The organism is Pararhizobium sp. (genome assembly GCF_965279435.1).
Taxonomy (GTDB): domain Bacteria; phylum Pseudomonadota; class Alphaproteobacteria; order Rhizobiales; family Rhizobiaceae; genus Pararhizobium.
Map to the genome: position 1 here is coordinate 262,310 of NZ_CBDIHY010000002.1, position 12,500 is coordinate 274,809.

The following is a 12,500-nucleotide window of genomic DNA, read 5'->3' on the forward strand; positions in this document are numbered from 1 at the left end:
GGCATCGGGTAACCGGATGCAGATTCGTGTGCGGGAGACACACGGACGTGACGGGTGAGGCGCCGGGAGGGAGCGGCGGAGCATGGCAATAAAGGCTGAAAACGGCAGGAAAAACGATCCGCAACGCACGCAGGAGAACATCCTCGAGGTGGCGACGGAAGAGTTTTCTACGCATGGTCTTGCCGGCGGTCGCGTCGATGCCATTGCCGAGCGGACCCGCACGTCCAAGCGCATGATCTATTATTATTTCGGCAACAAGGAAGGCCTCTATCTGGCGGTGCTGGAGCGTTCCTATCGCAAGATCCGCACGCTGGAGGCAGACCTTCAACTCTCCAATCTGGAGCCGGAAGAGGCGCTGCGGGTACTGATCTCGACCACCTTCGACCATGACGAGGCGCATCCGGATTTCGTCCGGCTGGTCAGCATCGAAAACATCCACCATGCCGCCCATATGCTGCGCTCTGAGGCAATCCGCGACCTGAATGTCTCCGTCATCGAGACCATCGCCGGCATTCTCGAGCGTGGCGTCAAACAGCGTGTTTTCACACGCCAGGCCGATCCGATCGATATTCACATGATGATCAGCGCGTTCTGCTTTTTTCGCGTTTCCAACCGCTACACCTTCGGCTCGATTTTTCGCCGCGACCTCTCCGAGCCCGGCACGATCGAACGCCACCGTACGATGATTGCCGATGCCGTTATCGGTTACCTGAAGGCGTAACGGGGCGCTTGGCTCAGTTTCGGCGAAGCATGAAATGGATGGACGCCAAGGCGACACAGGCCACGGAAACCAGGAAAATGGCACCCGACATGGCGTAGATCACCGGTGATGCCCCCGAGTTCATTTTACCGAACAGGACCACCGGCAGGGTATTCTGGCGTCCGGCGAGATAGAAGGCGCGGGTGAATTCGTTGAGCGACAGAAGGAAGGAAAAGATGAAGGCGCTGATCAATCCCGGGCGGATCAGCGGCAATGTAATATCGACGAACTGACGCCACCATGTCGCGCCGAGATCGGCCGCAGCGGTCAGGTAGGACCGGCGCACGGCGGCGAAACTGGTGAGAATAACGATGAAGGCGAAGGGCATGGCCCAGAGAAGGTGGCCGGCGATGACCGTCAGGCTCGAAGCCTTGATACCGCTGCGCGTGAAAACCGCCGATAGCGCCAACCCTTGGATCACCCCCGGCACAAACATTGGCAGGATCACCGTCAGGAACCACGCCGTCCGCTGCGCGCGCAACTCGAAATAGGCAAGGGCTGCCAGCAGCGACATGCCGGTCGCCAGTACCGCCGTTATCGTCGCAATCATCAGCGACTGTTGCAAAGCTCCGACAAGCGCCCGGTCATTTGGCAGCGCGGCGTACCATGTCAGGCTGAGATCGGACAGGCGGGGCAACCCAGGCTGCAAGGCCGGATTGAAGGACACGGCGAGCAGATAGAGCGGTGGCGCATAGATGACGATCAGTCCGGCAATGGTGATTGCCCAGAGCAGGATACGGTTGGATAGGCCTTCACGGATCATCATGGCGACTGATCCTCAAACAGCGAGGCAAGCCCGAAAATGCGGTTGCCGATCAGGACAAGACCGAAGATCACGATCAGGACGATGGTGGAAATCGCGAAGGCCAGCGGGTAGTTGGCGACGCGCATGACGTCGTTGATCATCACCGAGACGATCGATGCCCCGGCGCCGCCGAGCATCTGCACCTCGGTGGAAGAGCCCACCACCATGACGAAGACGAACAGGAAGCCCGCGAAAATGCCGGACATGGTCAGCGGCAGCAGGATGCTGGTCAGACTTTTCCAGAATCCGGCACCCAAATCCTGGGCTGCGGCAAGAAAGGTCGGATCGACACGGCGCATCGACAGGAGCAAGGGGAACGTTGCAAACGGCAGATAGGACGCGACCAGCCCGACGACGACAGCAAAATTGCTGAACAGAAGCCAGTCGAGCGGCGCATTGATGATGCCGATATCCTGCAGCCAGGTATTGAGCACCCCGGTTCGTCCAAGCACCAGCCGCCAGGAGAAGGACCGGATCAGGTAGGATGTGAAGAAGGGAATGGTGATCAAGGCCAGCAGGATGATGCTGAGCCTGCGTCCGGCGAGGAAATGCACGGCATAGGCCGTCGGATAGGCGATGAGCAGGCAGAGCAGCGCTGTGGCGAAGGCCTTGACCAGCGTCGAGACGATCACCGTCCAGCGCCCCGCCTCCAGAATGCCCGCATATCCCGCCAGGCTCAGATCCGGTTTGATCCAGTAGGTCGAGGGATCCCAGCTCCAGAAACTCCAGACGACAACGATGGTCAGCGGCGCCAGTCCAAACGCCAGGATCGCCAGCAATGGCGGCGTCATCAGAACCGATGAAATTGGCAGGCGCGGTCCGGTCATGGTTGTCCTTAAAGAGTAGGCGGTAGCGGCAAGGCGTTTGCCGCTACCCGTCATCAACTTCAGGCGTTGCGCAGCTTCTGCCACCATTCTTCGTAGAGCTGGAAATTGTCCGGCCGGGCATTCTGCCAGTAGATCTTCCCGGCAAACTTTGCCTTGACGTGCTCGGCCAGCTTCTCGACCTCCTCCGGCTTGTATTCCTCCGGATGGGCCTTGGCGTAGGCAACGTTGTTATCCGTCGGCACGAGATAGCCGCGCGCTTGGCCGAGTTCGCATCCGTAGAAACCGCCGAGCAGGCCATCGACGAATTTATGGGCCGTATCCGCAACGCCGCGATCGCCGGCGCCTTTCAGCAGAACCATGTTGTTGCCCCAACCCTCGTAACCCTCCACGGGGGCGGCATATTCGACCTGCAGCCCGCGCTTGCGGCCTTCGTAGACGATCGGCTCCCAGCCGGTCATGGCATCGACTTCCTGATCGGCAACGAGCTGGACGCCCTGCTCCCAGCCATTCCAGAACGTGCGGAACTGGCCATCGGACTTGTGCTTGATCAGGAATTCCATGACCAGGCCGAGTTCGGACTCAGACAGATTGCCAGGGTCGGCGATCGGCTGGTTTTCGCTTTCCTTGAGATACATCGCGGTAAAGATCGCGCTGTTGATCCAGGCATCTTCCATCGCCACGCGACCCTTCAGCTTCGGATCGAAGATCGCGCCATAGCTATCGATCTTGCCGAGCTTGTCGGGCCGGTAGATGATCGAGTCGGCATTGACCACGGCCGGAATGCCGTACTGCTTGCCCTCATGTTTCAGATAGGGAATGTCCTTTGCCCATTGCCACAGGCTTTCGTAATTGGGGATCTTGGCGGTATCCCAGGGGATGATCACCCCCTGGCGTGCCAATTCCTTTTCTGCGCCGCCCTGGAAGCCGCCGATATCGAAGAGATCGTTGGCATTGCCGGCGGCGAGACGAGCGATGACCGGACCGAGATCATTGCCATTATCGGTGAATTCCGGCGTGACGCCGCTCTGCTTGGCAAACTCCGGCCATTTCTCGCCGATATCCAATGTCGCTGTCGCCCAGAAGGCGACCGTTGCCGCATCCTGTGCGGCAAGGCGCGAGGCAAAGCCCAAGCCGCCGGCCGACAGGGCAATGCCGCCCGCCCCCATCAGCTTGAGGAAGTCACGCCGCTGCACATTGCTGTGCGCCCGAGGTGAAAATGGTCTGCTCTGCTTGGTCATGATCATTCCCCTTTTTGGTTTTGGCATGCGTTGACTATGAGGCTCTGGTTTTCATCCTGCCGGCGGTAATCCTGCACTGGAAATCAGCACCGCTGCGTCGGGCTTGAGCCCGACAGCGACTTGCTGTCCGGGTGAAAGCTGTTCGATGTCGGTATCGGCTTCAATGGCAATCACAATCGTCTGGCCGTCAGAAAAAGCAAGTTTCAGATCGCGATGCAGGCCGCGGAATGTCGTTTCGACGACCGTCAAGGTCAGCGCGTGGGGTACTCCTTGCGGTGCAAGAAACAACCGGTCGGGCCGGATGGCAATGACGCTGGCAGCAGTATCGACGGCGCCTTTTGCGCGGACCGCCAACGTTTGGCCACCAACGGTTGCTTCCGTTTGGCCGGCGTTCGAGACCACTCTTTCCGGCCGCAGCAATGTGTCGATCCCGACGAAACGGGCAACGAACGCGTTGGCAGGCGCCTCGAAGAAACGGGCGGGCGCATCCACTTGTTCGATCCGCCCCTTGTGCATCACCGCCATGCGATCCGACAGGCTCAGCGCCTCGTCCTGATTGTGGGTGACGAGAATGAAGGTTGCGCCTGTGCGCTTGTGCAGCCGCCCGAATTCATCGCGCATCTGCTGCCGCAGCCGTTCGTCGAGGCCGGTCAAGGGCTCATCGAGTAGGAGAATGCCCGGCTCCATTACCAGCGCCCGGGCAAGGGCGACGCGCTGGCGCTGACCGCCGGAGAGGAGATTGACGTTGCGCGGACCAAAGCCCGAGAGTTCGACCAGATCCAGGGCATCCTTGATCCTGGCATCCAGTGCGGCGCCTGAGAGGCCTTTCAAGCGCAAACCATATCCGACATTCTGAGCCACGCTCATATGGGGGAACAGGGCGAGGCTCTGGAATACCGTATTGACCGGCCGTTTGTTGGCCGGGAGATTGCCGACATCCTTGCCGTCGAAGGCGACGCGTCCCGATGTCTGCCTGTCAAAGCCGCCGATGAGCTTCAAAAGCGAGCTTTTCCCGCAGCCGGACGATCCGAGCAGGGTGAAGAATTCACCGGCCTTGATGTCGAGGGTTACGTCATCGAGCGCTTTGACCGGTCCATATTCCCGGCTGACACGATCAATCTGGATCGATATCGCCATCTTACCTCGCCTCACCATTGCTCTCGCGGATGATCAGGATACCCGTATCCGTCACCTCAAGCACCTGGTTTTCCAGAACAAGTGTCGTCGCCGTTGCCTCCTCCACGATTATCGGACCCTCGATCACTTGCCTCGCTCCCAGCAGGCCTCGCTGATAGACAGGGCATGAAACCCACCCGAGGGTTTTCCCGAAATAGACGTCGCGATAGGCCGTCAGTGCCGATTTTATACTATTACCGGTTGCAGGCAGCGACGGCAAGGTGATCACGGGGCCGTTCAGGACGGCTTCGAGATGGAGCGTGGTTATCTCGATGCCGGCATTGGCCAGGCGGAAGGAATAGGCCCGCTCATGTGCTGCGTGAAAGCGCTCGGCAAAACTTTCGGCATCGTCATGGCGATCGAACTGGGCAAAGACGCCATGTTCCTGACCACGATACCGGGCCTCAACCTGGTATGTGAAGCGGATGTCCGCATCGTGGCCCTTGGCAAAATAGGCGACGGCTTCGGTTTCGAGGTCATCGAACCGGCCTGATAATTCGCCCAAAGCTTCCGCTGTCAGGGCGGAAAACCAAGTGCTGCGAAAATCGGCGCGGGGCTCTGCCGCCAACATGCCCCAGGCGGAAAAAATACCCGGATGCGGCGGAATGACGGTCGCCTTGACACTCAGGTCGCGGCCAAGGCGGGTGGCCAGCGCCGGCCCGGCACCGCCGCTGACGACAAAAACCGCATCGCGCGGGTCGTGGCCGCGCTGGACCGTTACCAGCTTCAGGGCATTGATCATGCTGGCATGCGCGATGTCGATAATGGCGATGGCCGCATCCTCGATGCTCATGCCGAGTGGCGTGGCGACGGTGGCGATGGCATCGGCAGCCTTTTGCCTGTCCAGATGCATGCTGCCACCGGCAAACGTTGCCGGATCAAAGATGCCGACAATGAGAATCGCGTCGGACAGCGTAGGCTTCTTGCCGCCATGCCCGTAGCAGGCTGGTCCAGGAGTGGAGCCCGCACTCTCGGGGCCGACGCGCAAGGCGCCCCGGTCGTCGATACGGGCAATGGAACCGCCGCCGGAGCCGATCTCGACGATATCCACGACCGGCACCTGCACGGGGTGGCCGGGGCGGATGCGGGTGTGTTCGAGCTTGTAGTCGACATTGAGAGTCGGGCGCCCGTCGTGGATCAGCGAGCATTTGGCTGTGGTGCCACCGACATCGAGCGACAGGACCTCGCTTTCACCAAGAGCCTCTCCGATCCGGGCCGCGCCAGCAACGCCGCCTGCAGGGCCGGATTCAACAAGGGTCAGTGGGCTGTCCACCGCCTGGTCGAATGTCGAGATTCCGCCGTTGGACTGCATGGCGTAATAGGGGCAGGTCAGGCCGCGCTTCATCAGAGCCTCTTCCAGCCGCTCGAAATAGTACTGGATGATCGGCTGGACATAGGCGTTCAGCACAGCCGTGTTGGTGCGCTCATACTCCCGCCATTGCCGCGATACGGCATGGCTGGCACAGACGGTAACCTCGGGAAGCGCGTCGGCGAGAATGCCGGCACACAGGATTTCATGCTCGGGATTGGCATAGCTGTGCAGGAAGAGAATGGCGATTGCCTCGATCTTTTCCTCCTTGCAGCGGGCAATGATCGGCCGCAGGTCATCGAGTTCAAGCGGCACGACAATGTGACCTGAAGCATCGAGCCGTTCTCGTACCTCAAAGCGTAATTCCCTCGGAACGAAAGGCTCCGGACTGTGGAACTGCAGATTGTAGAGATCGGGGCGGTTACCCCTGCCGATTTCCAGTACGTCGCGAAAACCTGCGGTGGTGACCAGTGCGGTGCGCACGCCCTTGCGTTCGGTGATGGCATTGATGACGGTGGTTCCGCCATGGGCGAAGAATGTGACGTCCCGCGTTCGAAGCCCGCACGTCTCTTCTGCCGAAGCGATGGCGTTGAGGACGCCCCTGGATTGATTCTTGACGGTTGTCAGGCTCTTTGCCGTAAATAGCTCGCCGCTGCGTTCGTCGTATCCGACGAGATCGGTAAAAGTCCCGCCGACATCGGTTGCCAGTCTGATCATCCTGAAACCTCCGTGTTGTATCCATAAAGATGCGAGGCTTGGGCCTCGGTCAGAAAGCCGTTGCGCACGTCCTGCTCGACAAGCAGTGGCTCGCGCTTGCTGGCATCGCCCCACCCGCCGCCGCCGCCGGTGATGACGCGCAAAACGTCGCCCTTGTTGAGATCGATATGCGCAACACGGCCATAGGTCCGGACAGCGCCGCCCTGTACAGGGGCAATCTGCAAGGCATTGACAGTTCCCTGCCCGCCGCCATCCATGCCCCAGGGTTGCGTCGTGGTCCGCCCGAAGCTGCCATACGCCGAGGCGTCCGTGCTGAGGATCTCGTATTCGCGGACGATACCGAAACCGCCGCGCCGGCGCCCCGCCCCCGTGCCGCCCTCGATATTGAAGCCGTAGCGCTTGACCCGCAGGGGAAACCGCGCTTCGATCACCTCGACGGAGTAATTGTAGGTATCGCCATCCGTGAGCGCGATCAGCGCGCCGGCGCCATCCCGGTGTTCGCTTGCGCCCCAGCCGCCATGCTGCGGCTCGATGTGGATGAAGGGCTCTCCGCTGCGATCCTTGCCGGAAATGTAGACGACGCAGAGGCTGGAATAGGACCCGGCGGAAAACCGCGAAGGCATCAGGGGAGCCAAGGCCTTCCAGACCAGTTCCGAGGCGTGCACTGACCCCTCGTAATACCAGCCGGTCGGGGACGGCTTTTCGGCGGTGAAGATGGTTCCGGACGGCGCGATGACCGTCAGCGGCCGGAACCAGCCTTCGTTGGACGGGGCCTGGGGACCGACCATCGCCTTGACGATCGTTCTGACTGCCGACTGCAACGCGCCCCGGGCACAGTTGATCGGGCCGGCAACAGCTGGCGGGCAGCCGGTGAAATCGATCGTGATGCCATCGCCGGCAATGGTCACCGCGACCTTGACGTGAATCGGCTCCTGGCAGACGCCGTCGCCATCGATAATATCGGTTGCCTCGTAGCGGCCATCAGGAAGAGCAGCGATCGCTGCCCGGCTGCGGATCTCGCTGGCGTTCAAAAGATTGGCGAATGCGGAATGAACTACCGAGGTTCCGTACCGCGTGGCAAGCTCGGCCATGCGGCGTCCGGCAACCCTGACAGTTGCCACCTGCGCATTGAGATCACCCAGAGCGACATCGGGCAGGCGGACATTCTCGCTGATGATGTGCAGGATTTCATCGGAAAACACATCGGCGCGAACAATCTTGACGCCCGGCAGACGCAATCCTTCTTGGAACACCGACGTCGCATCCGGAGCAAGGCTTCCCGGCACCGATCCGCCGACATCCAAATAGTGGGCAACATTGATGGCGTAGGCGAGGATCTCACCACCGACGAACAGCGGCTTGACGATGGCGAAGTCGCAGGCATGCGTGCCGCCGGCATAGGGATCGTTGGAAAGCAGGATGTCGCCATCGGCGAGATTGCCGTTGAACTTCTCGATGAGTGCCTTGACCTGCACGCCGAACGTGCCGGTAAACAAAGTGATACCGTTCATCTGTGCGACGAGTTCACCGTCGGCAGTCAGGAGACCGCAGGCAAAATCGAGCACTTCGTAGATGACCGGGCTCATGCTGGTGCGGGCCATGACGATACCCATCTCATCGACGGTCGCCATCAGCTTGCCTTCGATGATCTCCTGGGTCACAGGGTCGATAAGTCTCCCGCCGGTGGTCATCGTCTGCGAACCCTCCATGCACCCATTAAGGGTAGACTAGGAGCGTTGTCCGCGATCCGGTAGCTGGTCAGATGGGTGGTTGGGTTTTTCGCATCCTACCCGTTTGGGTAGGTTCCTGTTTACGGCAGTAAGCCGGAGTTCCGTCCAGCCGTCACCGCCGCGGTGCGGGTGGTAACGTTGAGTTTGGCAAAAATATTACGCAGGTGAAATTTGACCGTGTTGTCGCTGAGATCCAGCTGGCGGCCGATTTCCTTGTTGCTGAGACCTGCACTCAAAAGTCGCATGACGCTGCGCTCGCGCTCCGTCAATCCGCCGGGTTCACGGGACAGATCGGCAGCCGCTGTACTCGTTGAAGTGACGCCGGCAGGCGTTGGCATTGCCGGCCCTTCAAGAACATCGGCCAGGCGTTGCACGATCACCGCCGGGATTTCCATCACGGTCGCCAGACGGCGTAGCTCACGGGTGAAATCGGTGCCTTCGATCTGCAGGATGGCGCGATAGTCCGCCACCGGTTGCGACAAAAGCAGGTTCGACAGGCACGCGGCGGCTTTGTCCGGCCGATCTTCGGCCTGCAATAACCGGATATCGAGAAGATCGAGCTCAATCCGGCGCGGCACATGAGGTTTTAACGCCTGCTGCGTTCTCAGGCGGTCGAATACGTCGCGTGAACGCGCGATATCGCCACGCGCAGCGTAAATTCGTGCCCAGAGGAGAGCTGGAACGCAACCACGGAGGTTCAAGCTGAGATTGTTGGTCGCGTCGGTATAGGCAGTCTGCAGTGCGAAGCCGCTGGCTTCGGCGTAACGCACCGCTTCCTCGATATCGCCCATAGCGACAAGAAGGGTCACGCGCTCACCGTCGATCAAGCGGGTCAGCCGGTCGAAGCCTCGGCGGCGGGCGGCGGATCTGGCGCTATCGATTGCGGCGTGGGCTGCAAGTACATCGCCGTTGAGGCGAAGTACGCGCTGCTGCGCCATGAAACCTGCGGCCAGAAGATCGAACCAGGTGTCGTGGCGCTCCAGGTGCGGCAGCGCCCAGGATAGCGCGGTGGTCGCGGCATCGTGCTCGCCGCGCATCGACAAAACCTCGCTCAGCAGGACCTGGCCTACGGCATCAAGATCACTGCCCTCGCCAATATTGGATTGGGCCTCCGCAATCAGGCTCCGGTAGGCATCCTCAGCGCTTGCGCTATCGCCGCTGAAGAATGCCGCCTGGCCGATATGGGTATAGAGATGCATGGCGCCGAAATCCGCGCCACCATCGCGAAAGGCCCGCATGGCAAGCTGCCCATAGTGCATGGCGCGATCGAGGTCTGTACGGATGAGGAAATTGTAGGCTAGCATATTGAGCGCCAGCGCACGGTGAATGAGCTCCATATCGCTGCCGTAAGCCAGATCGTCCTCCAGCGCGGAAAGATCGGCAGTGCTGGCCCACCGATCGGTATAGAGCGACATCAGCACGCGCACCACACGCAGGTCACGCGATAATGTCTGGCCGGTGCACGCCCGCTCGGCGATCGCCAGATAGTGGTTGGCTGCGTCGAGCTGGCCGGCCTTGGCGCTGATCACGGAGAGGCCAAGGGTAGTCAGCGGATAGCCGGAAAGATTGATATCGGCAGCCCTGGGGATCAATGTCTGAAACAGCAGCGTGCCGCCACGGGTCGTCGCATAAACCCGCCTCCATCCGCCGGCTGTCTCGATGATTTCCGCTGCCAGTGCTGTGTCACCGGCCAAAAGAGCGTGACGAACCGCAGCCTCGCAATCGTCGCGGGTTTGAAACCAGCGTGCGGCCTTTCGCAGTATATCATGCGTCTCTATGCCAACCCGTACCGCCTCTTCCTTGAGGAAGCTGTTGAAGACGGGGTGACACCGGATCCACATTCCGTGGGCATCCAAAACAGCGATCGGCAGCGCATAGTCCGCAAGCCGGTTAAAGAGCGTTGCTGCGTCCGGGCTGGCGCATATAGCTGCGGCCAGCGTGCGGCTGATCGCAGGAAGCGATGCGGTCTCGACGAGGAAATATTGGATGTCAGCGGGTAGGCTGGAGAATACCTGTTCGGACAGATAGCGGGCCATCTCGGTGTTGCTGCCGTCAAACGATTCCAGGATGGAGGCGCTGTTGCTGCCTTCGGCAACGAGAACACGGACCATCTGCAGCGCCACTGCCCAGCCTTCGGTGCGTTTGTTCAGCTCGCCGATCTGGTCGCGCGTGAGTTTTTCGGCTCGTCCAACAAAAAACTCCTGCGCTTCGATGTCTGAAAAACTGAGATCAGCGACGCCGATCTGCTTGAGTTCACCATTCAGCCGAAGAGCGGAGATCGGAAACCGCGGGGCACTGCGGGAAATCAGGACGAATTTGACGTGGGTGAGGTCTTTTGCAGCCAGGAGCTTTGTCAGAAGCGATTCCGTCGCATCCGTTTGAGCAAAATGGTAGTCGTCCAGGAAAAGCGTCACTGGTGTTTCGATCCGGCGCAACCGGGTGACGAGTACGGATAAAAGTGTGGCGACGGGCATGTTGCTGGCATCAAGGCCCCGCCCCTCGCCCGGTTGCAGATCTTGCAGCGCTTCCAGCAGAGCGACGAGGAAGTGGCTTTGGTCGCAATCATCCACCTCCAGCGGCAACCAGACCACGTTTCCCGCGTGGTTTTTCAATAGATCGTACCATTGCGCGGCGAAAGACGTCTTGCCGTAGCCGGCCGGAGCTATGATGGTCGTCAGCCGCCGAGGCCCCAAACGCTGCAACTGCTGGAGCAGATTTCGGCGCCTGATATGCTGGCCGCCATTTACCGGCGGTTGAAATCGGTTTTGATGAGTGACCATTCCATATGTTTGCGGAGGCCGGAGCCAGATTGCAAGTTAACGATGGAAATAAGCGTCCTCTAAATTCTGAAAATGTGATGTATTTCACAATTTACATGCCAAATCTGCCGGGTTTTGCGCTGGCATAGTTGCGCGGGATTTATTCAGCGCCGCAGAATTGCAATGAAGGCCAAGCCGCCGACCAGCCCTGTGATCACGCCGATCGGGATGTCTTCCGGGGCCATGACAACGCGGGCGGCGATATCGGCAAGAATGAGCACCACCGCACCGGTCAGCGCTGACAGTGGGATAACACGGATATTGTCGCTGCCGGCGACGAGCCGGACGAAATGCGGCACCATCAGACCGATAAATCCGATGGCGCCGGAAAAGGCGACCATCACCCCTGTGAGAAGGGCCGTCACCACGAAGAGTTGTGCTCGAAAGTGCGCGACCGGGATGCCGAGCGTTGCCGCCGTCTCATCGCCCATGGCCAGTGCATTGACTTCCCGCGCCCGCAAGATGAGCCAGGCGAGGCAGACGCCGAGAACTGCGGCGGGATAGACGAGGTGCTGCCATTGCGCCAGCCCCAGGCCACCCAGCATCCAGAACACCACCGTATGAGCGGCGCGCGGGTCGCCGAGAAAGATCAGGAGATTGGCGAGCGCCGTGGCCACAAAGGCGACGGCGATGCCTGACAGCACCAGCCGATCGGCGGCTTGGCCTGAAAAGCGGGTGACCGCGACGACGGCGATCGTTGCCAGAAGCGAACCGGCAAACGCAAACAGCGGTACGGTGACAATACCGAAGATCAGGCCGGTGTGTAGCAATGCCACGATAGCGCCAAGCGCACCGCCGGACGAAACCCCGAGAAGATGCGGGTCGGCGAGTGGATTGCGCGTGACGGCCTGCAACACGGTGCCGACCACGGCAAGACCTGCACCCACCAATGCGGCGAGTATGACACGTGGAAAGCGGACATCCCAGACGATGCTATCGCGGCCGGCCGACCATGTGACCTCGATCAAGCCCGGTGACAGCTTGTTGGCAACGATGGACCAGACGGTGGCGAACGAAATGGGGGCAGCGCCCAGAGAGACGCCCGCTGTGACGCTCAGACCGATCAGGATCGCCGGTGCGGTTATCATCAGAAAAAATCGGCTGCTGGTCATGTGGTGT

9 protein-coding genes are annotated in these 12,500 nt (G+C 60.5%); 1 reads left to right on the forward strand and 8 read right to left on the reverse strand.

Annotated features, from left to right (window positions below):
* Window positions 1-82: 82 nt before the first annotated feature.
* Window positions 83-721: a TetR/AcrR family transcriptional regulator gene (locus ACQY8Q_RS02765; protein WP_428424425.1), complete on the forward strand. Its 639-nt coding sequence runs from the start codon at window positions 83-85 to the stop codon at window positions 719-721.
* Between the two features lie 13 nt (window positions 722-734).
* On the opposite strand, the gene ACQY8Q_RS02770 is transcribed toward ACQY8Q_RS02765, so the two are convergent.
* The 8 genes from ACQY8Q_RS02770 to ACQY8Q_RS02805 form a co-directional block, all read right to left on the reverse strand.
* On the reverse strand, window positions 735-1,526 hold the full coding sequence (locus ACQY8Q_RS02770; RefSeq protein WP_428424427.1) for an ABC transporter permease: 792 nt from the start codon (window positions 1,524-1,526) through the stop codon (window positions 735-737).
* Window positions 1,523-2,392 carry an ABC transporter permease gene (locus tag ACQY8Q_RS02775; protein WP_428424429.1) on the reverse strand — a complete coding sequence of 290 codons (870 nt, stop codon included), beginning with the start codon at window positions 2,390-2,392 and terminating at the stop codon, window positions 1,523-1,525. The genes ACQY8Q_RS02770 and ACQY8Q_RS02775 overlap by 4 nt, the downstream gene beginning before the upstream one ends.
* 59 nt (window positions 2,393-2,451) lie before the next feature.
* Window positions 2,452-3,630: an ABC transporter substrate-binding protein gene (locus tag ACQY8Q_RS02780; RefSeq protein ID WP_428424431.1), complete on the reverse strand. Its 1,179-nt coding sequence runs from the start codon at window positions 3,628-3,630 to the stop codon at window positions 2,452-2,454.
* Between the two features lie 51 nt (window positions 3,631-3,681).
* A complete protein-coding gene (locus tag ACQY8Q_RS02785) occupies window positions 3,682-4,767 on the reverse strand; it encodes an ABC transporter ATP-binding protein (protein ID WP_428424433.1) in 1,086 nt (361 codons plus the stop codon).
* Between the two features lies 1 nt (window position 4,768).
* Complete coding sequence (locus tag ACQY8Q_RS02790; protein WP_428424435.1) at window positions 4,769-6,832, reverse strand: hydantoinase/oxoprolinase family protein; 2,064 nt, start codon at window positions 6,830-6,832, stop codon at window positions 4,769-4,771.
* Window positions 6,829-8,523 (reverse strand): hydantoinase B/oxoprolinase family protein, encoded by a 1,695-nt coding sequence (locus ACQY8Q_RS02795; RefSeq protein ID WP_428424437.1) that lies wholly within the window; start codon window positions 8,521-8,523, stop codon window positions 6,829-6,831. The genes ACQY8Q_RS02790 and ACQY8Q_RS02795 overlap by 4 nt, the downstream gene beginning before the upstream one ends.
* Before the next feature lie 119 nt (window positions 8,524-8,642).
* Window positions 8,643-11,174 (reverse strand): LuxR C-terminal-related transcriptional regulator, encoded by a 2,532-nt coding sequence (locus ACQY8Q_RS02800; protein ID WP_428424439.1) that lies wholly within the window; start codon window positions 11,172-11,174, stop codon window positions 8,643-8,645.
* A 311-nt stretch (window positions 11,175-11,485) separates the two neighbouring features.
* Window positions 11,486-12,493 (reverse strand): FecCD family ABC transporter permease, encoded by a 1,008-nt coding sequence (locus ACQY8Q_RS02805; RefSeq protein ID WP_428424441.1) that lies wholly within the window; start codon window positions 12,491-12,493, stop codon window positions 11,486-11,488.
* Window positions 12,494-12,500 lie beyond the last annotated feature (7 nt).